Origin of the sequence: Microbispora sp. NPDC049125 (genome assembly GCF_040802045.1) — a bacterium.
Lineage (GTDB): Bacteria > Actinomycetota > Actinomycetes > Streptosporangiales > Streptosporangiaceae > Microbispora.
Genome location: NZ_JBEZDW010000013.1, coordinates 102,470 through 126,762 on the forward strand (window position 1 = coordinate 102,470; position 24,293 = coordinate 126,762).

Here is a 24,293-nt window from a genome sequence, read left to right on the forward strand (position 1 = left end):
TCACGGCTTCGGGTGCGGCTCCGGTCCCGGCGGGCCACCGGCCCCGGGACCGGACGGCGCACCCGCGGGCACCGGCTCCAGCTGCTCGTGGGCCTGCGGCGGTGCCGCAGGATCCCGGTGCAGCCGGCGCCAGATCACCACGGTCACGACCCAGATGACGCCTCCCAGGACGAGCCAGGGGAGCAGGACGCCCACCACGGTCAGGGCCACCTTGGCGGACGCGACCAGCGCCCGCCACCCGGCCTTGAGGCCCGACAGGAAGCCGGAGGTCTCCTCCTTGGGCTTCTTCTTCACCGGGCCCGGCACCGGAGGCGCCAGCGTGAGCGTCACCGTCGCCATGCCGGTCTGCGCGGCGAGCGACTTCTGCCGGGCCTGGAGCGACTCCAGCTCCGCCTCGCGGTCGGAGATCTCCCGCTCGATCTGCAGGATCTCCCCGATCTTGTTCGCGTCCGACAGCAGCGTGCGGAACTGGTCGAGCGCGGACTTGGCCGACTTCACGCGGCTGTCCACGTCGGCCACCTCCTCGGTCACGTCCTCGGTGTCCTGATGCATCGACTCCCGCTTGCCGAGGTCGCGCGAGAGCTGCGCGATCACGTCGGGATATCCCGCCGGGGGCACCTTGAACGTGATGACGGCCCGGTCGCCGCTGGACAGCGAGCTGCTCTTCTCCTCGGCGACGTAGCCTCCGGCGCCGGTCACGATGGCCCGGGCCCGGTCGGCCGCCGCCTGGACGTCCTTCACGCGGACGCTCATCTGGGCCGTGTAGATGATCGATCGCTGTTCGGGCTGGATCGCGACCTTGCGGTCACCGCCTCCCGAGCCGCCTCCCGAGCCGCCCGCCGCGTCCTTGCCGGCCTGTTCGGTCGTGCCCGTTCGGCCCGCGTCGAGCGCTTCCCGCGGCTGGGCCGCGGCCGGGGCGGCCGCCGCCGAGCCCGCGCCGTCCTCCGTCCCCGAGGTGGCCACGGGGTCTCCGCCGCAACCGGCGATCAGGAAGGTGCCGGCGACCAGGGCCGCCATGCCGTACCGGATTCGCATCATGTTCTTGAGACGTCTGGTGGCGCCCGCCCGGTCTGGGCCCGGCGATCACGATGCCGTCACGTTGCCGTCACAGCCCGGCTCGGCCCGGCCCGGGCCCAGCTCGGCTCGGGCGAGGCGGTCGCCGGGCCGCGGGGCCGTGGCGGTAGCTTTTCTGGGTATGGAGGGGATCCCTGGTCGTCATGTGGTCGTCGTCGGCGCCGGCATCGCGGGCCTCGCGGCCGCACTGCATCTGAGCCGCGGCGAGGGCCGCCCCCGGATCACGGTGCTCGACGGCGCCTCCCGGATCGGCGGCAAGCTGTACGCGTCCGAGGTGGCCGGCGTGCGGGTCGACGCGGGAGCCGAGGCGATGCTCGCCCGGCGGCCCGAGGGCAAGGAGCTGGCCCGGCTCGCCGGTCTCGGAGACACGCTCGTGGACCCGGGCACCACCCAGGCGGCCATCCTGTCCAGGGGCGTCCTGCGGTCGCTGCCCAAGGGCCACGTGATGGGCGTCCCCTCCGACGTGACGGCGCTCGCCCGCTCGGGCGTGCTGTCGGCAGCCGGTCTCGCCCGCGTCCCGCTCGACCGGGTCCTGCCGCCGACCCTCGTCACCACCGACGTGTCCGTCGCGGCGTACGTGCGGGCCCGGCTCGGCGGCGAGGTCGTGGAGCGGCTGATCGAGCCGCTGCTCGGCGGGGTATACGCGGGCCGCTCCGACCTGCTCTCCCTGGACGCCACCATGCCGAAGGTCGCGGCGGCCGCCCGCACCGAGCGGTCCCTGCTACTCGCGGCCGGGTCCATCGCCGCGCAGGCGCCGAAGGACGCGGGCCCGGTGTTCACCACGCTCCGCGACGGCCTGGGCGGCCTGCCCGAGGCGGTGGCGAAGGCGTCCGGCGCCGACGTCCGCACCGGGGTGACGGTGCGCGAGCTGATCCGCACGGCGGACGGCTGGCGGCTGGTCACCGGCCCCACCAGGGACGAGGAGGTCGTCGACGCCGACGCGGTGATCCTCGCCGTCCCGGCCCGCGCCGCGTCCCGCCTGCTGCGGCGGGAGGTGCCGGGCGCGGCGGCCGAGCTGGAGAGGATCGAGTACGCCAGCATGGCGATCGTCACCCTCGCGTACTCCAAGGGCGCCTTCCCCGAGCCGCCGGCGGGCAGCGGCTACCTCGTCCCCCCGGTGGAGGGCAGGCCGGTCAAGGCGGTGACGTTCAGCACGACCAAGTGGCCCCATCTCGCCGCCGCCGACCGCGACCTCGTCGTCGTCCGCTGCTCCCTCGGCAGGCTGGGGGAGGAGCAGATGCTCCAGCGTGACGACGCGGAGCTGGTGGCCCTGGCGATGGACGAGATGACCGAGGTCATGGGGGTGCGCGGGCTGCCGCTGGACAGCCGCGTCACCCGGTGGGGCGGATCGCTGCCGCAGTACGAGGTGGGCCACCTCGACCGCGTCGCCCGGATCCACGCGGCGGTGGCGGCCGGCCCCGGGCTCGCCGTGTGCGGCGCCGCCTACGACGGCGTCGGCATCCCCGCCTGCGTCTCCACCGGCCGTACGGCGGCCGTCCGCGTCCTGGAGCATCTGGAGCGCCTGGACGCGCTGGGCGGGGACCCGGCGGCCCCCTCCGGCGGCTGATCGCCGCGTGGTCGGGGCGCCCGGGGGACCGGGCCCAGGGGCGGGCACAATGGAGGCATGACGGAGCCCACCCCACGGCCCAAGGCGCGTGACCTCAACCAGGTGATCAGGTACACGATGTGGTCGGTCTTCCGGCTGCGCGACCGGCTCCCGCCCGCCCGCGAGGGTGTCGCGGAGGAGGTCGAGGAGCTGCTCGGCCAGGCGGCGGGCAAGGACGTGACGACCCGCGGCTGCTACGACGTGGCCGGGTTCCGCGCCGACGCCGACTATATGTTCTGGTGGCACGCCCCGTCGGCCGAGGATCTGCAGGAGATCTACACCCGCTTCCGTCGTACGGCGCTCGGCCGGGCCAGCGAGCCGGTCTGGTCGGCGATGGCCCTGCACCGGCCGGCGGAGTTCAACAAGTCGCACGTCCCGGCCTTCCTGGCCGAGGAGGAGCCCAAAGGCTTCGTCTGCGTCTACCCGTTCGTCCGGTCCCTGGAGTGGTATCTGCTGGAGGACTCCGAGCGCAGGGCCATGCTCGCCGAGCACGGCAAGATGGCCCGCGACTACCCGGACGTGCGGTCCAACACCGTCGCCTGCTTCGCGCTGAACGACTTCGAGTGGATGCTGGCCTTCGAGGCCGACGAGCTGCACCGCATCGTCGACCTCATGCGTCACCTGCGGGGGGCCGAGGCGAGGCGGCACACCAGGATCGAGATCCCGTTCTACACCGGCACCCGCAAGCCCGTCACCGAGCTGGTCGCCGCGCTGCCCTGAAACGGCGCTGCCTGAAACCGTGCTGCCCTGAAAACTGGTCGCCTTGATCAGGACATCGGGGGTAGAAAATGCCACAAACGGACTCCTGATCTTCCGAACTTTGCCATACTCTGACCAAACAACCCCGTCACTGTGAGGCAGAGTGTCGAGCCGGGTGGCACGTTCCAGGGGCCGCCGCCGTAAGGGGCGGGCCCGTCCAGGAGTTCTCGAGGCGTCCCTCGCCGTGGCGGCCTTCGCCGTCGGGACCCTCGCCGTCACCGGCCCGTGGCGCTCCGGCTCCCCGGGGCCCGCGGCCACGCCGGCCCCCCATGCGAGCCCGGCACGTGAGCTGACCGTCGCCAGCGTGGACAGCGGCGCGACGGCGGGCAAGGAGGAGGCGAAGGCGGCCGGGAAGTCGAAGTTCACCGACGGCAAGGCCGCGGCGTACTTCCAGAGCAGGTGGAGCGACAAGACGGCCAAGCGGGTCCGCGACATCCGCACGACCGGCCGCTACCTGCGGATCTACACCAACCTGCCGGAGAACGCCGACAACTCCAAGGCCGCTCTCACGCTGTGCGAGCGCGGCCTGGAGTATCTGGCGGAGGAGGGCGAGACCAATCCCGTCGTGTTCGTGCAGGCGAGGTTCGGCGAGAACGGCAACCCCGTCCTCGCCAACGTGCTCGGCCCGGACGACGGCGACTGCCGGGTCACCCACCCCAAGCCGAAGTGACCGTCACTCGGCCGGCTGGAGGGTCAGGCAGACGGAGTTGATGCAGTACCGGTCGTCGGTCGGCGTGGCGTAGCCCTCGCCGTGGAAGACATGCCCGAGGTGGGAGTCGCAGCGGGCGCAGCGGACCTCCACCCGGCTCATGCCCAGCGTGCCGTCCTCGTGCAGCGTGACCGCCTCCGACTCGGACGGCTCGAAGAACGACGGCCATCCGCAGTGGGAGTCGAACTTGGCGTCCGAGCGGAACAGCTCGGCGCCGCAGGCGCGGCAGGAGTAGACGCCGGTCGTCTTGGTGTCCACGTACTCGCCGCTGAACGGACGCTCCGTCCCCGCCGTGCGCAGCACGCGGTACTCCTCGGGAGAGAGCTGGACCCGCCACTCGGCGTCGCTCTTGATGACCTTGTTCATGTTCACCAGCCTAGGCACGGTGGCCCAACATCGGGGTTGTGGGGTGATTACGTACTGAGAACCCCATACGCGTCCAGGATCTTCCCGGCGGCTTCTCCGGCGGGGAGGCATCCTTTCGCAGGTGTTCTTGCGTCTTCACTGGTGAGGGGGACGATCGCGCTCCGCGATGGGGTGATCGCCCGTCCCGCCGTCAGGGCTGCGCGCACCCGACCCGTGCTGGACGCCGCCGGACGGTGAGAGGACGCCGCCCGCGGGCGGCCCGTCGTGGTCCGTCCCGTCGCGGGGGCGGCGCGCGGACAAGCGCCGCCGCCCCCGCGACCACGAGCCCCCGCCGGGGATGGCGGGAGCGTTCGTGGGCGCTCCCGGCCCGGCCGCCGTTGGCAGCCCGGGACGGACCCTCACTTCCCGGGTAGGGTCTCGGCATGGCTTCGCCGTACATCGAGATAGAGGTGGGTGGCCGCACGGTCAAGGTCACCAACCCGGACAAGGTCTACTTCCCGGCCATCGGAGCCACCAAGCGTGAGCTGGTGGAGTACTACGTGAGCGTCGGGGAGGGGGCGCTGCGCGCCCTCCGTGACCGGCCGACCTACCTCAAGCGGCACCCGGACGGGGTCGAGTCGGAGGCGATCTACCAGAAGCGGATGCCCAAGCATCCCGAATGGATCGAGACCGTCACGGTGCGCTTCCCCAGCGGGCGTACGGCCGACGCCTTCTGCCCGACGGAGGTGGCAGGCATCGCGTGGTGCGCCAACCTCGGCACTATCGACTTCCACCCCTGGCACGCCCGCAGGCCCGACCTCGACCACCCCGACGAGCTGCGGATCGACATCGACCCGCAGCCGGGCACCTCGTTCGAGCAGGCCCGTACGGTCGCGTTCGTGGCGAGGGAGGTCCTCGGCGATCTCGGCATGGAGGGCTTCCCGAAGACCTCGGGCAACCGCGGCATCCACGTCAACGTGCGCGTCGAGCCCCGCTGGACCTTCACCGAGGTCCGGTACGCCGCGATCGCCTTCGCCCGGGAGGTGGAACGGCGCAGCGACGGCCTCGCGACGACGGCCTGGTGGAAGGAGGAGCGGGGGGAGAAGGTCTTCATCGACTACAACCAGAACGCCCGCGACCGCACCGTGGCGGGCGCCTACTCGGTGCGCGCCCGGCCGGACGCGACCGTCTCCGCGCCGGTGACCTGGGAGGAGCTGGGCGACTGCGACCCCCGGGACTTCGACATCAGGACCATGCCGGAGCGGTTCGCCAAGCTCGGCGACGTGCACCGGGGGATGGACGACCGCGCCTTCGCGATCGGCACGCTGCTGGAGTGGTACGAGGCCGACGAGCGGGGCGACCTGCCGTACCCCCCGAACTACCCGAAGATGCCCGGCGAGCCCATGCGCGTCCAGCCGTCCAAGGCCCGGGCACGGCCGGGCGACGACCAGCCCTAGCGGCGCCACGTCGCGGAAAACCACGGGATCGCCTGTGGTGCGGGGAGCCGCCGGGGCGGGGGCTTTCGGCGATCTGTCGGCTCCGTGTGCCAGTGTAGGAAGCGTGCGCCGCATACACCCTGATGCCGAGGACGAGCCGGATCTCGTCGCCGCCTACGCGTATCCCCAGGCCGACTGGCTGCGCCTCAACATGGTGGCGAGCACGGACGGCGCCGCCTGGCTGAAGGGCCGCTCCGGCGGGCTGTCCAGCCGGGCCGACAAGCTCGTCTTCGGGCTCCTGCGCGGCCTGTCCGACGTCGTGCTCGCCGGCGCCGCGACCGTCCGGACGGAGGGATACCGCCCGACCCGCCGCCGCGAGTCGTGGCGGGGCCTGCGCGACGGGCGGCCGGACGCGCCGCCGATCGCGGTGATCACCCGCCGGCTCGACCTGGACCTCGGCGGCCCGCTGTTCACCGACTCCCAGCCGTACGCGCGGACGATCGTCCTGACCACCGAGGCCGCCCCGAAGGACCGGCGCGACGAGGCCGCCCGGAACGCCGACGTGATCATCGCGGGGGACGAGCGGGTGGACATGGCGCTCGCCGTGAGCGAGCTGCGCGACCGGGGGCTGGGAAGAATCCTCTGCGAAGGGGGCCCGCGCCTCAACGCCCAGCTCGCCGCCGCCGGGCTGGTCGACGAGCTGGCCCTGACCGTCAGCCCGCTGCTGGTGGGCGGTGACGCCGCCCGCATTCTCAACGGCGCCGCGTCCCAGGCCCCGCTCGCCCTCGCCCACGTTCTGGAGGAGGACGGGTTCCTCTTCTGTCGATATGTCAGGGATGCACGCGATGAACCTTCCGCCTGACCCTCTTCCCGGCGACCGGATGAACCTCCCGGTCGCGCCGCCGGTGGCGCCGATGCTGGCCAAGGCCGTCAAGGCGATGCCCTCCCAGGACGGCACGCTGTTCTACGAGCCGAAGTGGGACGGCTTCCGCTGCATCGTCTTCCGCGACGGGGACGAGGTCTACCTGGGCAGCCGGAACGAGCGGCCGTTCACGCGCTACTTCCCCGAGCTGGTGGAGGCGGTCAAGCGGGAGCTGCCGCCCCGCTGCGTGGTGGACGGCGAGATCGTCGTCATCGCGGGGCAGTCGCTCGACTTCGACGCCCTGCAGCAGCGCATCCACCCCGCGGCCTCGCGGGTCCGGATGCTGGCGGAGCAGACGCCCGCCTCGTTCATCGCCTTCGACCTGCTGGCGACCGGCTCCGACGACCTGATGGAGGAGCCGTTCTCGGCCAGGCGCGCCCGGCTCGAGGAGGCACTCGCCGGGGCGGGCCGGTCGGTCCGGCTGACGCCCGTCACCCAGGACGAGCGGCGGGCCGCCGAATGGTTCGAGATGTTCGAGGGCGCCGGGCTCGACGGCATCGTCGTCAAGCCGGGCGGCCTGCCGTACACGCCGGACAAGCGGGTGATGTTCAAGGTCAAGCACGAGCGGACGGCGGACTGCGTGGTCGCCGGCTACCGCGAGCACAAGACGGGCCCGATCGTCGGCTCGATGCTGCTGGGGCTCTACTCGCCCGACGGCCGCCTCCACCACGTGGGGGTCGCCGCGTCGTTCCCGATGAAGCGGCGCGAGGAGCTGGTCGAGGAGCTCGCGCCGTACCGGGTCGGGGACTCGGGGGAGCACCCGTGGGCGCACTGGGCCGAGGTCGCGGCGAGCGACAGGCAGACGGGCGCGATGGGCGGCTCGGGCGCGGCGGCAGGTCAGCGGCTGCCCGGCGCGGTGTCGCGGTGGAACGCCAAGAAGGACCTGTCGTTCATCCCCCTGCGGCCCGAGCTGGTGGTCGAGGTCGCCTACGACCACATGGAGGGCGAACGGTTCCGGCACACGGCCCAGTTCCGCCGGTGGCGGCCCGACCGCGAGCCCAAGTCCTGCACCTACGAACAGCTCGAACGGCCCGTCGTCTTCGACCTCGACGACGTGCTCGCCCGCTGAGCCCGGCGTGCGCCGCCTGGTGACACGTGCGCCGGGGTGCTTCAGCCGGTCAGGGCGCGGACGGCGGCGGTGACGACGACGGCGGCCGCGACCACCACGAGGAACGGCGCGCGCAGCAGCAGCGCGACGACCGCGGCGGCGAGCCCGGCCGCGCGGGCGTCGAGTGCGAGGGTGTGCCCGTCGGCGAAGGTCTGGAGGGCGATGAGCGCGGCCAGCGCCGCGATCGGCACCAGCGCGGCCACTCTCCGCACGAGCGGGCGCTCCAGCACGGCGGCCGGGACGGACAGCCCGAGGAGCTTCATCGCGTAGCAGCCGAAAGCCGTGACGGCGATCGCGGCCCAGACCATCAGATCTCTCCTTCGTCGCGTCGCCGGGCGGCACGGCCCCCGGTCGTCAGGTGTCGCAGCCGGGACAGGGCCAGGACGGCGGGCGCGGCCAGGACGGCGACAAGCACCGGCACGCCCTGCGGCAGGAACGGCACGCAGGCGAGGGCCGCCAGGACGGCCAGCGCGGCCACCGCGGGCTCCTGCCTCCTCCGGACGTCCCCGGGCCGGATCATGGGGGCCAGCAGGGCGAGGAAGACGGCGGGGCCGGCGGCGTCCAGGCCCCACGCGGCAGGGTCGCCGAGCGCGGACGCGCCGAGGGCGCCGAGGAGGGTGGTGAGGTTCCACCCCGCGTACAGACTCGCGCCGGTGACGGTGAAGCCGAGCCGCGCGGACCGCCGGTCGGGCTGGGCGAGGGCGACGGCCGACGTCTCGTCGATCACCCAGTGCGCCGCGAAGGGCCGCGCCGCGCCCGGCAGGCCGAGGAGCTGCGACAGCCGCAGGCCGTAGAAGGTGTTGCGCACGCCGAGCAGGAGGGCGCCGGCCGCCGCCGCGAGGGGGGCTCCGCCCGCGCCCAAGGCGCCCACCAGGGCGAACTGCGACGCCCCGGTGAAGACCAGGAGCGAGAGGGCGCAGGTCTGGGCGATGGTCATCCCCGATCCCGTGGACGTCACGCCGAACGCGAACCCGGACAGGCCGACCGTCACCCCCACGCCCAGCGCGTCGCGGATCACCGCCCCGCGCGGCCTGGCGGGGTGGTCCGTCTCCACCGGTGTCGGAATCACCCGGCCGACCTTAGGCGGCTCCTGTGCCCCCGTCTTGTACGAAATTGCGCTCACGCCGGTAGGCGCCGGGAGGCACGCCCACGATGCGGGTGAAGTGCCGGTTCAGGTGCGGCTGATCGGTGAAGCCCACCGCCACGGCGGCCTCGGCGGGGGGCGTCCCGGCCGCCAGGAGCCGGCAGGCCCGCCGCACCCGCGCGTCGGTGAGCCAGGTGTGGGGCGGCATGCCGTACGCCTCCCTGAAGGCCCGCAGCAGCGGGAAGGGGCCGGTCCCGAGCTCGGCGGCGAGCTGCGCGAGCGACGGCGGGTCGGCCATCCGCGCCTCCAGCACGTCCCGGGCGCGCTGGGCGGCCCGCGCCCCGGCCCCGCGAGGCGGCCCGGCCGCCGTGGCGGTGCCGTAGGCACGCAGCAGCCGGGCGACGGTGAGCCGCAGCAGCGCGTCGGCGGCGAGCGGGTTGCGCGCGTCGACGGCGCGCAGCACCTGGCTGACGAGCCGCACCGCCTGCGGGTCCTGAGCCACCGGGACGGCGAAGCCGGGCGCTCCCCGGATCGCCGTCGTCTCGGCCGCGATCCCGGCGACCAGCTCCGCCGACGGGTAGAGGGCGCTGTAGGTCCATCCTTCGGGCACCCCGGCCCGGCCGGTGTGCGCGACGTCGGGGTTGATCAGGGCGAGGCTGCCCGGCCCGGCCCGCTCCACCGAGCGCCGGTGGTGGAACTCGTCGACGCCTTCGGTGACGGCCGCGATCACGTACGTCTCGTGGGTGTGCCGGACGAAGGTCTTGCTCACATACCGGGCGCGCAGCAGGTCGACGCCGGGGAGCGCCGGATGCCGCCAGTGCCGGGCCCGCTCGCGCGGAGGGCTCATTCCGCCTCGGCGCAGCGGAGGACCTGCATCGACCGGTCGAGCACGGACACCTTCGTCCCGGGGGCGAGCGTCTCGCCGGTGTGCCCGTCCTCTCCGCCGTCCTCCTCGGCCGTGTCGAGGAGGAGACGCCAGCCCGGCCCGAACTCGGGCCCGGGGAGGGCGAACGTGAGGCTCTCATGATGGGCGTTGACGATCAGCAGGAACGACTCGTCGGTGATCCGCTCGCCGCGGGGGCCCGGCTCGCTGATCGCCTCCCCGTTCACGAACACGGCGACCGACTTGGCGTAGCCGGTGTGCCAGTCGCCGTCGTTCATCTCGGTGCCCGCCGGGGTGAGCCACACGATGTCCCGCGTGCCGTCCTGACCCTTGCGGCCGTGGAAGAACCTGCGCCTGCGGAAGACGGGGTGCTTGCTGCGTAAGGCGGCCAGGCGGCGGACGAAGCCCAGCAGGTCGGGCTCCTGCTTGACCAGGGACCAGTCGGTCCAGGAGATGTCGCTGTCCTGGCAGTAGGCGTTGTTGTTGCCCTGCTGGGTGCGGCCGAACTCGTCGCCCGCGAGCAGCATCGGCACCCCCTGCGACACGAACAGCGTGGTCAGGAAGTTGCGCCGCTGCCGGTGGCGCAGCCGCACGATGGCCGGATCCTCGACCGGGCCCTCCGCGCCGCAGTTCCAGGACCGGTTGTCGTCCGTGCCGTCGCGGTTGCCCTCGCCGTTGGCCTCGTTGTGCTTGTGGTCGTACGACACCAGGTCGGTGAGGGTGAAGCCGTCGTGGCAGGTCACGAAGTTGATCGAGGCGACCGGGCGGCGGCCGCTGGTGGCGTACAGGTCGCTCGACCCGGCCAGCCGCGAGGCGAACTCGGGCAGCGCCTGGGAGTCGCCGCGCCAGAAGTCGCGGACCGAGTCGCGGTACTTGCCGTTCCATTCGGTCCACAGGGGCGGGAAGTTCCCGACCTGGTAGCCGCCGGGGCCGACGTCCCACGGCTCGGCGATGAGCTTGACCTGGGAGATCACCGGGTCCTGCTGGATCAGGTCGAAGAACGCGCTCAGCCGGTCCACGTCGTGCAGCTCACGGGCGAGCGCGGAGGCCAGGTCGAAACGGAAGCCGTCGACGTGCATCTCCATGACCCAGTAGCGCAGCGAGTCCATGATGAGCTGCAGCGCGTGGGGCGAGCGGACGTTGAGGGAGTTGCCGCAGCCGGTGTAGTCGATGTAGTAGCGCCGGTCCTCGTCCCGCAGCCGGTAGTAGGCGACGTTGTCGATCCCGCGGAAGCCGAGGGTCGGGCCCATGTGGTCGCCCTCGGCCGTGTGGTTGTAGACGACGTCGAGGATCACCTCGATCCCCGCCTCGTGCAGAGCGCGGACCATCGCCTTGAACTCCTGGACCTGCTCGCCCCGCTGCCCGGCGCTGCTGTAGGCGTTGTGCGGGGCCAGGTAGGCGATCGTGTTGTAACCCCAGTAGTTCGTCAGGCCCCGGGCGACCAGGGCGTGCTCGGGAAGGAACTGGTGGACCGGCATCAGCTCCACCGCCGTCACGCCGATCGACACCAGGTGGTCGATCACGGCCGGGTGCGCCAGCCCGGCGTAGGTGCCGCGCTGCTCCTCGGGAACCTGCGGGTGGCGCATGGTCAGGCCGCGCACGTGCGCCTCGTAGATCACCGTCTCGTGGTACGGCGTGCGCGGCGGCCGGTCGTTGCCCCACTCGAAGAACGGATTGATCACCACGTTCTTCGGCATGTACGGAGCGGAGTCGTCGGTGTTGAGCCGCCCGGGGTCGGCGAAAGGGTAGGAGAACAGCGACTCGTTCCACTGGACCGAGCCCTCGATGGCCTTGCTGTAGGGGTCGAGCAGCAGTTTGGAGGGGTTGCAACGGTGACCGTGCTCCGGCTCGTACGGCCCGTGCACGCGCAGGCCGTACCGCTGTCCGGGCATGATCCCCGGCAGGTAGCCGTGCCAGACGAAACCGTCGACTTCGGGCAGGTCGACGCGGGTCTCGCCGCCGCCCTCGTCGAACAGGCACAGCTCGACCCGCTCGGCCACCTCGGAGAACACCGAGAAGTTGGTGCCCACTCCATCCCAGGTGGCGCCGAGCGGGTACATCTCTCCAGGCCAAACTTCGCGCATGTAACCTCATTCTCCACTCCCGGGGCCATTCGCGCACCTGGGGAGATGCCGTGCCGTACCGGATGTGCCGCGCAGACGCGGGAGCCCCCGCCGAACCAGGCCGGCGGGGGCTCGCGGGAAGAACGGTCAGCCGACCAGTTCGGCGTTCAGCGTGATCGTCGTGCCGGCCAGGGCCTTGCTGACCGGGCAGTTCGCCTTGGCCGTCTCGGCGGCCTGCTGGAAGTCCTCCGCGGAGATGCCGGGCACCTGGGCCCGGACCGAGATGACGATGCCGGTGATGCCCTCGCCCGGCTGGAAGGTCACGTCCGCCCGGGTCTCGACCGACTGCGGCGGCGTGCCCGCCTGGGCCAGGCCGTGCGACAGGGCCATGGAGAAGCACGACGAGTGGGCGGCCGCGATCAGCTCCTCCGGGCTCGTCTTGCCGTTGGCCTGCTCGGCCCGGGACGCCCAGGTGACGTCGAAGGTGCCGACCCCGGAGGTGTCGAGCGAAACGGTTCCGGAGCCGTCCAGCAGCGCGCCCTTCCACTGCGTCGTCGCGGTACGAGTGGTCGCCATGGCGATATCCCTTCACTAGTGAGCCATATCCACGAGTGACCCTAGCGCCGGGGTGCGGGTGGTGGACGAACCGGCATGCCCGCTCGGGCGCGCCACCGGTGCCAGGGCCTGTCCCGGGGCCCTTTCAGTGCCTTGTTCAGGGGACGGCACGTGCCTGATGAGCGCGATGCTCGGCCCGGACCTGGTCCTCGACCGCGGCCTTGACCGCGAGGAACCCGGGGGAGCGCTTGATCTCCAGCGTGCGCGGCTCGGGCAGGTCGATCGGGATGTCCTGGCTGATCCGGCCTGGATCGCTGGACAGCACCAGCACCCGCTGCCCGAGGAACACGGCCTCCTCGACGTCGTGGGTGACCATGACGACCGTCGACCGGTGCGCGGGGTCCGGCGGGGCCGCGGGGGCCTCCCGGACCGGGCCGGTCGCCACGTCCTGCCACACCTGCCGGATGAACAACTGCATGTCCTCCTTCGTCTGCACGTCGAGCGCCCCGAACGGCTCGTCCAGCAGGAGGACGCGCGGGGAGCACGCCAGCGCCCGGGCGATCGACACCCGCTGCTGCTGCCCGCCGGACAGCCGGCCGGGCAGCGCGCCGGCGAGGTGGCCGAGGCCGACCTCGTCGAGCAGCCACCGGACGCGTTCGGCGCGGGCGCCGCGCGGCACGCCCAGCGACTCCAGGCCGAACGCGACATTGCGCGCCACGTCCCGCCACGGGAACAGGGAGGCCGTCTGGAACACCAGCCCCCGGTCCGGGCCGGGGCCGAGGACCTCGTGGCCGTCCAGAAGCACCCGGCCCTCCGTGGGCCGGGACAGGCCCGCGATCAGGCCCAGCAGGGTGGACTTGCCCGAGCCGCTGGCGCCGACCACGCAGACGAACTCGCCGGGGGACACCGCCAGGTCGATGTCCTGGAGCACCGGCCGGCCGGGGACGAACTCCTTGGTCAGCCCCTCGATCCGCAGCCCGGCCGTCATCGGGCCCACCTCCCGACGCGGGTGCGCAGGAGGCGCAGCGCGATGTCGATGGTGAGCCCGATCAAGCCGATCACCACGAGGATCGCGAAGATGCGGTCCGTCTGCAGGAACCGCTGCGCCCGGGTGATCCGGTAGCCGAGCCCCGAGGTGGCCGCGACCAGCTCGGCGACGACCACGAAGTTCCACGCCGCGGCGGCGTTCACCCGCATCGCGTCGATGATCCCCGGCAGCGCGTGGGGGAGCACCACCCGGCTCGCCACCCTCAGCCGGGACGCCCCGAGCGTCGCCGACACCTCCAGCAGCCGGTGCGGCACCTGCCGTACGACGTCGGCGGTCATGAGCGTGTTGAAGAACACGACGCCGAGCACGAGCAGCGCGATCTTCGACAGCTCCCCGATCCCCAGCCAGATGATCAGCAGTGGGATGAAGGCCGACGCCGGCAGGTACCGCAGGATGCCGATGACGGGTTCGAGGAGCGGCTGGACCCAGCCGAGCGTCCCCATGGCGAACCCGACGGGCACCGAGACGAGCACGGCGAGCCCGAAGCCCGCGCCGATCCTGCCGAGGCTCGCCAGCAGGTCGGACGGCAGGTCGCCGCTGTCCACCATGGCGACCCCCGCCGACCACACGGCCGACGGCGACGGCAGGAACGTGGCGTCCACCAGCCCGGTGGCGCTCAGGGCCCACCAGGCGGCCAGCGGGCCGAGGATCGACAGGGCCCGCAGCACCCAGGCGGTGCGCCGCGGGACCGACGTCGTGAGCAGCTTGATCCGTGCGGGCGGCGGGCCGGCCGGCACAGCGGGCGGCGCTGAGATCGGCGCTGAGACCGGCGTGGCGGGCGGCACGGCGGCCGATGCCTCCGGTGGCTCGGCGGGTGCCGGCGCGGTGTTCTCGGGACCGGACGGCGCGTTCTCGGAGACCGGGCGCATCGTCACCATCCGCGGATCACTCGCCCGGCGGGCGCGGCGCTCACGGCTGCACCGCCTGCACGAACTGCGGGGCGAACAGGCCGTCCAGCGGCGGAGGCGAGTCGACCAGCTTGGTGGAGACCAGGAAGTCGGAGATCTCCTTGGCCTGTTTCGCCAGGTCGCCGGAGAAGGCCGCCCGGTTCTGGTCCAAGGTGAAGATCGTCGTGCCCTTGTCGTACGACTCGTAGTCGGGCACGCTCACCCCGCCCTTGGCCGCCATGATCTTCATGGCGTCCTCGCGGTGCCCTTCCATCCAGGCCAGCGTGTCGAACCAGGTGTTCACGAGCGCCTGCACGCCCTTCGCGTCGTCCTTGATCAGGTCGCGGGTGACGACGAGGTGGTCGGGGATGGCTCCCGGGAAGTCGGCCGAGGTGGCGATGGCCTTGCTGCCCTTCAGCTTGAGCGCGGTGGTCGTGAAGGGGGCGAAGACCCCCACCGCGTCCACCTGGCCGGCCACGAAGGCCGCCGCCGCGGCGTCGGTCGGCAGCGGCTGGAACTTCACGTCCGCCTCGGTGAGCCCGGCCTTGCGCAGCGCCAGCAGGAGCAGGTAGTGGTCCACCGTGCCCTGCTCGGCGGCGACCGTCTTGCCCTTCAGGTCGGCCGGGGAGGAGATCCCCGGCCGGGCGATGATCTGGTCGTTGCCGGTCGAGTTGTCGTTGACCAGCACGATGCTCTGCCCGGCGCCGCCGGCCACCGAGGCCAGGGTGTCGTTCAGCGTCTGGCTGTTGGCGTCGATCTTGCCGGTGGCCAGCGCGTTCAGCGAGTCGGTGTAGCTGTCGAAGTACTTGAGCTCGACGTCGACGCCGTTCTTCTTGAAAAGGCCCTGCTCCTGGGCGACCTGCCAGGGGAACCAGCCCGGCCAGGCGCTGAAGCCGATGGTGATCTTCGTGTCGCCGGAGGCGGCGGGGGAGGTCTCCTTCGCGGAGGCGCACCCGGCGCTGAGCAGCAGCGTCAGGACGGCGGGAACGGCGAGGCGGCGCAGCCGCCGGGGGAGATGCCGCGATGACATCACGCGACCCCCTTCTTCTTGGGGAGGTGACCCGCCCGGACCAGGCACCCGAGGGTGTCGCAGATCACGCGGGTGGCGATGAGGGAGGTGATCTCGGCGTTGTCGTACGGCGGCGAGCACTCGACCACCTCGATGCCGGCCAGCGGCCGGGCGTCGGCGATCAGCTGGATGAACTTGAGCACCTCCCGGGGGAGGAAGCCCCCGGGCTCGGGCCAGCCCGTGCCGGGGACGAATGCGGCGTCGAGGCAGTCGACGTCGAAGGAGAGCCAGACCGCCTCGGCGCCGTCCCAGGCGACCTCCAGGGCGCGCTCCGCCGCCGTCTCGATGCCCATCTCGACGCAGTCGGTGACCGTCATGATCGTGGTGCCGCGCTCCCGGCCGACCTTGACGCCGGGGCGCGGGGCCTGCCACCCGCCGATACCGATCTGCACGAGGTTCTTGGGCGGCACGTTCGGCAGGTCCGTGGCGTGGAACCACGGCGTGGTGTGCATCCGCTCGTCGAGGTCGGTCTCCTGGGTGTCGACGTGCCGGTCGAAGTGGATGATGCCGACGTTCCCCTGGTGGTGCTCGGCGACGCCGCGGACCGTCGGGTAGCCGATCGAGTGGTCCCCGCCGAGGATCACGGGGAACGCGCCGCTCTCGTAGACGTGCGAGACGCCCTTGCTGATCTGGTCGAAGGTCTTCTCGATGTTCGCCGGGATGGTGAAGATGTCCCCGAGGTCGCAGATGGTGATCGACTCCCGCAGGTCCACGCCCAGCTCGAAGCTGTAGGGGCCGTAGAGGGCGGAGATCTTCCGGATGCCCTGCGGGCCGAAGCGGGTGCCGGAACGGTAGGTGGTGCCCCCGTCGAAGGGGGCCCCGAGCACGGCCACGTCGTACTCCCCGCAGCGCCGCACGTCCTCGACGTACGGCGCCTTGAGGAAGGTGTTGATCCCGGCGAAGTGCGGCAGCTCGCCGCGCGAGAACGTCGGGATGGTCCGGTCGACGATGGAGTCGGCGCCCTGCAGGCCAAGCTCAAGGCCGCGCCGGATCTCGCGCTCGTGCATGGTGGTCGGGAGCTCGGCCTCGCGCTCGACGGCGTAGCGCGCCTCCGGTCCGTAGTTGTCGTGGAGGTTGTTGTTGTGCAGGTGTCCCACGGTGCTCCTTGGGGGGAGGCCTCAGGCAGGGAGGCGGGCGTCTCCCGCTGCCCGGGCGGGCGGCGGGACTGCTGTCGCGACCCCGGCCGGCGCCGTCATCGCGGCGTCGCCGCGATCACACGCCTGCCGTGATCACAGCCTCCCGGGCTTTTGTCCCGCCGTGGAGCGGCCCGTGAGCCGCCTGCACCTCTTGGACCAGCCGAACGGAACCCTAGGTGCGCCCCACCGTGGTCCGGTGAGTCCCCTTCATGACAGCGCTGCGCTGTTTCCTCTGGATTTCGCCGATGTAGCCGTCCGGTGACCGCATGATCATCCCGTCGGCGGGGCGGCCCGCATTCCGCCGGATCGTCCCGTCAGGTCGTTCGGGGGCGTTGCACGGGGAAACCGTGCGTCCGGGCGGCGGCCACGACGACCAGCACCGGCACGAGAAGCGCGAGGACGCTCCACGGGAACGACCTGGGGCCGAGCAGTTCGAGGAGGACGCCGCCGGCCGCGCCGCCTCCGGCCATGAACGTGTTCCAGGTGGTGACCAGCAGTGCCTGTCCCCGGTCGCCTCCGGCGTCGGTCACCGCGGTCTGCAGAAGAGTGGCGACACCTCCCCAGCCCAGCCCCCACAGCACCATCGACAGGTAGACCACGACGACGCCGCCGGCCGGCACGGTCAGCAGACCGGCGGCCACGATGAACAGCACGGCGCCGGCGAGGGGCAGCGACCGCAGCCGGCGGTCGACCAGGGCCCCGGTGACGAAGATGCTCACCATCGAGGCGACGCCGAAGACGAGGAGCACGGTGTCGCGTTCGCCTCCCAGGTCGTATTCGTCGAGGAAGGTCGCGATGTAGGTGTAGAGGATGTTGTGGGCCAGCACGTAGGCGGCGACCACGAAGAGCACGGCCACCACGCCGGGAAGGCGCAGAGCCGCGAGAATCGGCTCCCGATGCTCCCGCCGTCGCCCCGGGTGGTCCGGGACCGAGGCGAGGATCCACAGAACGAGCAGAGCCGAGACCAGGGTGACGAGGCCGAACGTCAGCCGCCAGCCGACCATCTCACCGAGGAACGTGCCGAGGGGGATGCCCAGGGAGAGGGCGAGCGGGATCCCCGCCATGGTGATCGCGATCGCCCGGCCCCGCAGGCGCACGGGTGCCAGGCGGCGGGCGTAGCCGACCAGCTCCGCCCAGATCACCGCGGCGGCCACGCCGGCGACCAGCCGGAACGCCATGGTCAGGGCATAGCTGGAGGAGATCGCGGTGACCGTGTTGGCGATCGCGAACGCCGCCACCGCCGTCAGCAGCAGCCGTTTGCGCGACCACGTCGCCGTGAGCGCCGACCCGGGGATGGCCGAGAGGGCTGTGGCGATCGCGTAGATCGTCAGTGCCTGCCCCATGGCGGGCTCGCTCACCGAGAGGTCGCGGGCCATCTCCGGCAGCACCCCCGCGGGCAGCGCCTCGGTCAGGATTCCCATGAAGGCGGCTGTGCACAGTGCGAGCAGCGGCGACAGGGGGAGTCCGCGAACTTCTGCTCCTGAATCGGTCGCCGACTCTGTCGAGGAAGTAGACATGACCGTATCCTCAAACCCTCACATACATGTGAAGGTCAAGCGGCTGCGACAAGGAGTGGCATGCGTATCGGCGAGCTGTCCGAGCGCACCGGCACGTCTCGCCGGTTGCTGCGCTACTACGAGGAGCAGGGGCTCATCGTCCCCGGCCGCGCCCCGAACGGATACCGCGAGTACGGGGAGGAGGTCGTGGACCGGGTCCTGCAGATCAGGGCGCTGCTCGACGCCGGGCTGCCGACCCGGATCGTCAGGCAGATCCTCCCCTGCCTCGGCAAGCCGCGCACCATCCACTTCTCCGACGCCACGCCGGAGACCATCGCCACGCTGGAGCAGGAGCGCGAACGGCTGACCAGGCGCGTCGACTGCCTGACGCGCAGCAGGGACGCCCTCGCGGACTACCTCGACGCCCTGCTCGGCGCCCGGCGCTCCGCCGCTCAGGAGGAGGCCGCCGGCTCCTCCGGCGCAGCCCCCGCCCGCGAGGCCCACAGGGGCTGACCCGTGATGCTCGGAGCCGCCCGGGGCTCACCGCCCCCGGGCGGCGCGCCGCCGGGATCGAGCTCACAGGGCCCGGTCGATGATCGCGTCCAGGTCGAGCCCGGCCGGCAGCGTGCCGAACGCGCGCCCCCAGTCGCCGGACAGACGGGTGGCGCAGAACGTGTCGGCCACCGCCGCGGGAGCGTGCCGCACGAGCAGGGAGGCCTGCAGGACGATCGCCATCTGCTCGGCGATCCTGCGTGCGTCGGACGGCCCGGCGGAGGCCAGGGCCTTCAGCAGCCGCTCGGCGGCCTCCGCGACCCGGCCGTCTTCCGCGAGCGCCACCTCGGCGAAGAAGGCGTCCACCGCGTCGGGCTCACGGGAGAGCACCCGCATCAGGTCGAGCGCGGCCACGTTGCCCGAGCCCTCCCAGATGCCGTTGAGCGGGGACTCCCGGAACAGGCGCGGCATCTGGGACTCCTCGACGTACCCGTTGCCGCCCAGGCACTCCAGCGCCTCGGCCGCGTGCACGGGGGCGCGCTTGCACACCCAGTACTTGGCCGAGGCCAGCGCCGCCCGCCGCATCAGCCCCTCGCCGGCGTCGCCGCGGATCGCCCGGTCGGTCGCGCCGGCCAGCCGCATCATGAGCGCGGTCGCCGCCTCGGACTCCACCGCCAGGTCGGCCAGGACGGCGCGCATCAGCGGCTGGTCGATCAGCGCGGCGCCGAAGGCACGCCGGTGCCGCGCGTGATGCAGGGCCTGCGCCACGCCGAGCCGCATGCCGGCCGCCGAGCCGATCACGCAGTCGAGCCGGGTCATGTTGACCATCTCGATGATCGTCCGGACGCCCCGGCCCTCCTCGCCGACGAGGAACGCGACCGCGCCCTCGTACTCGACCTCGGCCGAGGCGTTCGACCGGTTGCCCAGCTTGTCCTTGAGCCGCATCAGCCGCATCGCGTTGCGTGATCCGTCCGGCAGCACCCGGGGGAGCAGGAAGCACGACAGCCCGCCGGGCGCCTGGGCGAGCACGAGGAAGGCGTCGCACATGGGCGCGGAGTTGAACCACTTGTGCCCCGTGACGGCGAAGGTGCCGTCGGACAGCGGTTCGGCCCGCGTGGTGTTGGCCCGCACGTCCGAGCCCCCCTGCTTCTCCGTCATCGCCATCCCGGCGAGCACGCCGCGCTTGTCCTGCGGCGGCCTGAGCCCGAAGTCGTAGGTGCGCGACGCCAGCAGGGGCTCCCACTCCGCCCGCAGCGCCGGCGAGTGCCGCAGCGCCGCCACCGCGGCGTACGTCATCGAGATCGGGCAGCCGTGCCCCGCCTCCACCTGCGACCAGGTGAAGAACTTGGCGGCCCGCGCGACGTGCGCCCCCGGCCGGGCGGACGTCCATGGGGCGGCGTGGAGGCCGTTCTGCACGGCCACCGACATCAGCTCGTGCCAGGCGGGATGGAACTCGACCTCGTCGATCCGGTTGCCGTACCGGTCGTGCGTGCGCAGCACCGGCGGGTTCTCGTTGGCCAGCCGGCCCCATTCCTGCGCCCGCGCCGAGCCCGCCGTCAGACCGAGCCTGCGCAGCTCCCCCGTGGCCCAGTCCGCTCCCTCCCGGCTGAGCCCCTCCAGCAGCGCGCGGTCGGCGGAGACGTCGTGGCCGATGAGCTGGGGCACCTGGTTGGTCACGTCGTGGGTCACGTGGTCCTCCTGACGGTCGGTGTACTCCATCTCAGCATCCCGACCGGACGGTAGGAACACCCGGGACGCACGCGCGCGCAATCACACCCCGGTGATCTGCACGCCGATCTCCAGGCCCAGCTCCTGGGCGGCCTCGACGGCCAGGTCGCGGGCGTAGCCGGGCGCGCCGCTCGACGGGCACAGCACGCGGTGGACCCCGTGGATGGCCCGGTGGTCGCCGCGGCCGGCCAGGCCGAGCGCGGCCTCGGCGACGGTCGTCAGGTCGCGGTCGGTGAGCCGGGCGGCGAGGGCCTCCCTGATCCCGGGCGTGTCCGCGCCCAGCCCGGCGATGCCCATCGTCGCCCAATCACGCACCTCGTCGTCGGCGCACTCGCTCAGCCGGACCAGCGCCGCCAGGCCGTCCTCGTCACCGGGGGGCAGGACGGCGGCGAGGGCGACGGCGGCGGCCACGGTGGGGGTGCGGCCCTGCCGCGCGACGGCGGCCAGCACCTCCGGCAGGGCCCGTTCGTCGGCGTGGTGGGCGAGCGCGTGCAGGACCGCGTCGATCACCCGTGGCTCGTGCTCCTCCCGGGCCATGTCCCGCAGGACCCGCAGGCTGCGCTCGTGGAAGGGGCTCTTCTCACAGTCCCGGCCGAACTCGGCGAGCACGTCCGCGCCGAACTCGCGCTCGGCCGCGTCCTCGCCGTCGCACAGCCCGGCCGCCTCCGCGAACGTCTCGTCGTCGGGACGCCGCCGCAGCGCGTGGACCGCCGCCCACCACGTCTCGTCGCCGGTGTCGAGATCCCGGTACGGCAGGACGCGCGCGAGCAGCTCGCGGGCGCGCGGCCTGGCGCCGAGCGCCATCTCCAGGATCGTGACGATCGCGACGTGCCCGCACTGCCGGGTCACCGTGTGCCCGCCGCCACCCGCGGGCCGCGCCTCGACGGTGACGAGCCGGGTGCCGTCCGGGGCCGGGCGCCTGGTGACGAGCACCGTGCAGCCACTCACCGTGCGGTCGCCCTCCGTGCGGTCGCCCTCTGCGCGGTCGCCGCCCGCCTGGGCGAGCGCCTCGGCGCGCAGGACCTCCTCCAGGTCCGCCGCCGCCCACCGGCTGGCGATCTCCAGCGGGGGCACCCCGTCAGCGCCGGGCAGGCGCGGGTCGGCGCCGTGCTCCAGCAGCGACCACACGATCCCGTACGCGCCGAAATGGGCGGCCAGGGCCAGCGGGGTGTCGCCGTCGTCGTCCGCCCGGTCGGGATCGGCGCCGGCGTCGAGCAGGATGTCGGCGGAGGCGAGATGGCCGTCCGCCGCGGCCCACAGCAGGGCGGTCCAGCCTCCGGCCTCCGCGGCGTCCGGGTCCGCTCCGCCGTCGACGAGCGCCTGGACCGTCTCCGCGTGGTCCCAGCAGGCCGCGGCGCACAGCGGGAGCCCCTCGCCGGCCCCGCCGCTCGGCTGGTCGGGGTCGGCTCCGTACTCCAGGAGCAGCCTGACGATCTCGGCGTGCCCGAGGACGGCCGCGCGGTAGAGCGGCGTCGTGCCCTGCGGGGGGTTCAGGGCCGTGTCCGGATGGAGCATGGCGGCAACCCGCGAGACGTCCCCTCCCGCGACGGCCTCCAGAAGCTTGCTGCGGGTCACTTCTCCATGCTCACACAGCCCTGGCCGGGGACTTCCGGGGGAGAGGCGATTCCTCCGATCGGAGGATGGGGCTGCCGCGCCCGTGGGGTTACGGTAGGGGACGTGAAAGATCCGGGTGGTATGCGCGCTTCCGACGCCGAACGGGAGTCCGTGGTCGAGAGTCTGCGAGAAGCGTCCGTCGAGGGGCGGCTGACACTGGCCGAGCTCACGGAGCGTACGGAGGCGGCCTATCTCGCGCAGACCCATGCCGAGCTCATGCAGCTGACCGCCGACCTCCCCGGCGGCTCCGCGGCGCCTCGCCCGGCCTCCGGCCCGGCTCCCCACGCGGCCCCGCACCCGGCGCCGTCCGCTCCGGCCGCGCCGGGGAAGGCGCGCACGTGGATCGTCGCGGTCATGGGCGACGCCAAGCGCACCGGCAAGTGGCGCATCGACAAGGAGATCGGCGCGGTCTGCGTGATGGGCGACCTGACGCTCGACCTGCGCCAGGCCGAGGTGCGCGGGCGCGACGTCGAGATCATGGCGACATGCCTGATGGGCGACCTCAAGATCATCGTGCCGGACGGGGTCGACATCGAGCTCTCCGGGATGACGATCATGGGCGAGAAGAAGATTCAGGTGGTCGAGGCGCCGCCCAGCCACAACGCGCCGGTCGTCCGGGTCCGGGCCTACGTGGTGATGGGCGACCTCAAGATCATCGGCGACTCCCGGGCGGCGCCGATCAGGCGTTCCTGGTTCGCCTGGAGCGAGTGGTGGCAGGATCGCCGCATGGGCCTCGGCCACGTCAGGATGCCCCCGCTGCACGGCTCCCCGCCGCAGGCGGCTCCGCCACCTGCCCCGCCGTACTCGCCGCCACCGGCTCCGCCGTACCAGCCGCCGCCTCCGGGCTACGGGCCTCACTCCGGCTGAGGCGGCCCGCAGGATCGCGTGCGGCGTTTCTTCGCGGCGCGGGCAACACATCGGCGGGCCCAGGGCGTAGTCATCGGTGACCGTTCACCCGAGCGACCGAGGGACTCCGCATGGCAGACCGGGCAGATTTCGAGCGTTACGTCCGGCAGCGCTCGGATCGCCTCCTGCGGACCGCCTATCTGCTGTGCCGCGACTGGGCCACGGCGGAGGACCTGCTGCAGACCGCGCTGGCCAAGGCCTGGACGGCCTGGTGGCGGGTCGGCGACAACCCCGACCCGTACGTCTACCGCATCCTGGCCAACACCCATGCCACCTGGTGGAGGAGGCGCTGGCGGGGCGAGGAACCGACGCCGGTCCTGCCCGAGCGGCCCGCCCACGGGGGCGCGGACCTGCTCGAGTCGCGGGACGTCCTGCGCCGTGCCCTGGACTGCCTGCCGCCCCGCCAGCGCGCGGTCATCGTGCTGCGGTACTTCGCCGACCTCGCCGACCCGCAGATCGCCGAGATCCTCGGGTGTTCGCCCGTCACCGTGCGCAGCCAGGCGAGCCGTGCGCTGGCCAGGTTGCGTGTCGATCCCGCCGCCCGCTCCGCCGTGACCATGGAGGGCTGAAGATGACGATGACCGAGGCCGACCTGCGCGGGTTTCTCGCCCAGGACAGCTCCGAGGGTGTGGGCCGCGAAGTCACCGTGGCCGACGTCGACCACCGGGTCCGCCGCATCCGGCGCCGCCGTCTCGCCACGGGGGCCGCGCTCGTCGCCGGGCTGTCCGCGGCGGCCGCCGTCGCCGTCGCGCCCTCCGGGAGCACGTCCCTCCTGCCCGACGACGTCTGGACGGCCTCCGCGATGGCCCGGCCGTCCGCGACACCCTCGGTCGCGTACCTGGAGAGCGACCGCGTCCTGGCTGACGAGACCGTCGCGACCGGCGGACGCAAGGAGCCGATCCCCTACGCCCGATCGCACGAGTCCGTCAGCGTCAGCTTCAGCTGCGGGGAGGCGTCGTACGCGTTCCTGTGGCTCGGCGGCGTGCTGGTGGACCAGGGGCCGTGCGGGATCCAGGACGACCACGTCGACCGCATGCTCCACTGGGCCGGCGCGGACGGCGACGGAACCGGCCGCGGCACCGTCGAGGTCGCGGTGGTGCCGGCGGGCAGCGTGCCGGGCGGCGGCCTTCCCGGAGGGCTCACATCGGACGAGGCGGACCGGCTCGTCGCCGGCGTCGGAGAATACCCCGCCCGCGCGCACGTGATCGTCACAGAGGCCTTCACGGCCTTCCGCGGCGGCCGTCCGGCGCAGCGCGACTGTCACGGCGACGTCGTCATCCAGGGGACCGGCGGGCAGCCGATCCACTCGTCGGTGTGTGAAGCCGTTACGGAGGCGTCGTTCACCGACGTGCCGTTCCCCGGTACGTCGTGAG

General features: G+C 72.7%; 24 protein-coding genes and 1 riboswitch. Of the genes, 10 read left to right on the forward strand and 14 right to left on the reverse strand.

The window, feature by feature from the left end; genetic code table 11:
* Nucleotides 1–1,038, reverse strand: a complete 1,038-nt coding sequence (locus AB0B72_RS17325) for a DUF4349 domain-containing protein (protein WP_367739790.1) — start codon at nt 1,036–1,038, stop codon at nt 1–3.
* A 157-nt stretch (nt 1,039–1,195) separates the two neighbouring features.
* Here AB0B72_RS17325 and hemG point away from each other — a divergent pair, with 157 nt between their 5' ends.
* The 3 genes from hemG (at nt 1,196) to AB0B72_RS17340 (ending at nt 4,109) form a co-directional block, all read left to right on the forward strand.
* Nucleotides 1,196–2,641, forward strand: coding sequence for a protoporphyrinogen oxidase (gene hemG / locus AB0B72_RS17330; RefSeq protein ID WP_367739791.1), 1,446 nt, complete (start codon nt 1,196–1,198; stop codon nt 2,639–2,641).
* Nucleotides 2,642–2,698: 57 nt separating this feature from the next.
* The gene (gene hemQ, locus AB0B72_RS17335; protein WP_367739792.1) at nt 2,699–3,400 is read left to right on the forward strand and encodes a hydrogen peroxide-dependent heme synthase; all 702 of its coding nucleotides are present in this window, start codon (nt 2,699–2,701) and stop codon (nt 3,398–3,400) included.
* Nucleotides 3,401–3,554: 154 nt separating this feature from the next.
* A complete protein-coding gene (locus tag AB0B72_RS17340) occupies nt 3,555–4,109 on the forward strand; it encodes a hypothetical protein (protein WP_367739793.1) in 555 nt (184 codons plus the stop codon).
* A 3-nt stretch (nt 4,110–4,112) separates the two neighbouring features.
* On the opposite strand, the gene msrB is transcribed toward AB0B72_RS17340, so the two are convergent.
* Nucleotides 4,113–4,514 carry a peptide-methionine (R)-S-oxide reductase MsrB gene (msrB, locus tag AB0B72_RS17345; protein WP_367739794.1) on the reverse strand — a complete coding sequence of 134 codons (402 nt, stop codon included), beginning with the start codon at nt 4,512–4,514 and terminating at the stop codon, nt 4,113–4,115.
* A 422-nt stretch (nt 4,515–4,936) separates the two neighbouring features.
* Between msrB and ligD the strand changes: the two genes are divergently transcribed.
* The 3 genes from ligD to AB0B72_RS17360 all read left to right on the forward strand — a co-directional run bounded on the left by ligD (nt 4,937) and on the right by AB0B72_RS17360 (nt 7,920).
* Nucleotides 4,937–5,950, forward strand: coding sequence for a non-homologous end-joining DNA ligase (ligD, locus tag AB0B72_RS17350; protein WP_367739795.1), 1,014 nt, complete (start codon nt 4,937–4,939; stop codon nt 5,948–5,950).
* A gap of 103 nt (nt 5,951–6,053) precedes the next feature.
* On the forward strand, nt 6,054–6,791 hold the full coding sequence (locus AB0B72_RS17355; RefSeq protein ID WP_367739796.1) for a pyrimidine reductase family protein: 738 nt from the start codon (nt 6,054–6,056) through the stop codon (nt 6,789–6,791).
* Nucleotides 6,792–6,810: 19 nt separating this feature from the next.
* Complete coding sequence (locus tag AB0B72_RS17360) at nt 6,811–7,920, forward strand: ATP-dependent DNA ligase (RefSeq protein ID WP_367739868.1); 1,110 nt, start codon at nt 6,811–6,813, stop codon at nt 7,918–7,920.
* Between the two features lie 41 nt (nt 7,921–7,961).
* Here the strand turns inward: AB0B72_RS17360 and AB0B72_RS17365 are convergent, their stop codons facing one another.
* The 10 genes from AB0B72_RS17365 to AB0B72_RS17410 all read right to left on the reverse strand — a co-directional run bounded on the left by AB0B72_RS17365 (nt 7,962) and on the right by AB0B72_RS17410 (nt 18,201).
* A complete protein-coding gene (locus AB0B72_RS17365) occupies nt 7,962–8,270 on the reverse strand; it encodes an AzlD domain-containing protein (RefSeq protein ID WP_367739869.1) in 309 nt (102 codons plus the stop codon).
* Nucleotides 8,267–9,028, reverse strand: a complete 762-nt coding sequence (locus AB0B72_RS17370) for an AzlC family ABC transporter permease (RefSeq protein WP_367739797.1) — start codon at nt 9,026–9,028, stop codon at nt 8,267–8,269. The genes AB0B72_RS17365 and AB0B72_RS17370 overlap by 4 nt, the downstream gene beginning before the upstream one ends.
* A 10-nt stretch (nt 9,029–9,038) precedes the next feature.
* Nucleotides 9,039–9,890, reverse strand: a complete 852-nt coding sequence (locus AB0B72_RS17375; protein ID WP_367739798.1) for an AraC family transcriptional regulator — start codon at nt 9,888–9,890, stop codon at nt 9,039–9,041.
* Nucleotides 9,887–12,010 carry a glycogen debranching protein GlgX gene (gene glgX / locus AB0B72_RS17380; RefSeq protein ID WP_367739799.1) on the reverse strand — a complete coding sequence of 708 codons (2,124 nt, stop codon included), beginning with the start codon at nt 12,008–12,010 and terminating at the stop codon, nt 9,887–9,889. The genes AB0B72_RS17375 and glgX overlap by 4 nt, the downstream gene beginning before the upstream one ends.
* A 126-nt stretch (nt 12,011–12,136) precedes the next feature.
* Entirely contained in the window at nt 12,137–12,565 is a 429-nt protein-coding gene (locus tag AB0B72_RS17385; RefSeq protein ID WP_367739800.1) for an OsmC family protein, read from the reverse strand.
* Nucleotides 12,566–12,701: 136 nt separating this feature from the next.
* The gene (locus tag AB0B72_RS17390) at nt 12,702–13,532 is read right to left on the reverse strand and encodes an ABC transporter ATP-binding protein (RefSeq protein ID WP_367739801.1); all 831 of its coding nucleotides are present in this window, start codon (nt 13,530–13,532) and stop codon (nt 12,702–12,704) included.
* Nucleotides 13,529–14,470 (reverse strand): ABC transporter permease, encoded by a 942-nt coding sequence (locus AB0B72_RS17395; protein WP_367739802.1) that lies wholly within the window; start codon nt 14,468–14,470, stop codon nt 13,529–13,531. Before AB0B72_RS17395 ends, AB0B72_RS17390 begins: the two co-directional genes overlap by 4 nt.
* Nucleotides 14,471–14,501: 31 nt before the next feature.
* Complete coding sequence (locus AB0B72_RS17400) at nt 14,502–15,509, reverse strand: ABC transporter substrate-binding protein (RefSeq protein WP_367739803.1); 1,008 nt, start codon at nt 15,507–15,509, stop codon at nt 14,502–14,504.
* Nucleotides 15,509–16,645 (reverse strand): agmatinase family protein, encoded by a 1,137-nt coding sequence (locus AB0B72_RS17405; RefSeq protein WP_367739804.1) that lies wholly within the window; start codon nt 16,643–16,645, stop codon nt 15,509–15,511. Before AB0B72_RS17405 ends, AB0B72_RS17400 begins: the two co-directional genes overlap by 1 nt.
* 137 nt (nt 16,646–16,782) lie before the next feature.
* Nucleotides 16,783–16,871, reverse strand: a riboswitch (guanidine-I (ykkC/yxkD leader).
* A gap of 127 nt (nt 16,872–16,998) precedes the next feature.
* Nucleotides 16,999–18,201, reverse strand: coding sequence for an MFS transporter (locus AB0B72_RS17410; protein WP_367739805.1), 1,203 nt, complete (start codon nt 18,199–18,201; stop codon nt 16,999–17,001).
* A gap of 60 nt (nt 18,202–18,261) precedes the next feature.
* Between AB0B72_RS17410 and AB0B72_RS17415 the strand changes: the two genes are divergently transcribed.
* Nucleotides 18,262–18,693 (forward strand): MerR family transcriptional regulator, encoded by a 432-nt coding sequence (locus tag AB0B72_RS17415; protein WP_367739806.1) that lies wholly within the window; start codon nt 18,262–18,264, stop codon nt 18,691–18,693.
* 63 nt (nt 18,694–18,756) lie between these two features.
* Here the strand turns inward: AB0B72_RS17415 and AB0B72_RS17420 are convergent, their stop codons facing one another.
* The gene (locus AB0B72_RS17420; RefSeq protein ID WP_367739807.1) at nt 18,757–20,391 is read right to left on the reverse strand and encodes an isovaleryl-CoA dehydrogenase; all 1,635 of its coding nucleotides are present in this window, start codon (nt 20,389–20,391) and stop codon (nt 18,757–18,759) included.
* 51 nt (nt 20,392–20,442) lie between these two features.
* Entirely contained in the window at nt 20,443–21,975 is a 1,533-nt protein-coding gene (locus AB0B72_RS17425; RefSeq protein WP_367739808.1) for an ankyrin repeat domain-containing protein, read from the reverse strand.
* A gap of 120 nt (nt 21,976–22,095) precedes the next feature.
* On the opposite strand from AB0B72_RS17425, the gene AB0B72_RS17430 reads away from it, so the two are divergent.
* The 3 genes from AB0B72_RS17430 (at nt 22,096) to AB0B72_RS17440 (ending at nt 24,292) form a co-directional block, all read left to right on the forward strand.
* On the forward strand, nt 22,096–22,881 hold the full coding sequence (locus AB0B72_RS17430) for a DUF1707 domain-containing protein (protein WP_367739809.1): 786 nt from the start codon (nt 22,096–22,098) through the stop codon (nt 22,879–22,881).
* Between the two features lie 110 nt (nt 22,882–22,991).
* A complete protein-coding gene (locus AB0B72_RS17435) occupies nt 22,992–23,489 on the forward strand; it encodes a SigE family RNA polymerase sigma factor (RefSeq protein ID WP_367739810.1) in 498 nt (165 codons plus the stop codon).
* A 2-nt stretch (nt 23,490–23,491) separates the two neighbouring features.
* Entirely contained in the window at nt 23,492–24,292 is an 801-nt protein-coding gene (locus AB0B72_RS17440; RefSeq protein WP_367739811.1) for a hypothetical protein, read from the forward strand.
* The last annotated feature ends 1 nt before the right edge of the window (nt 24,293 follow it).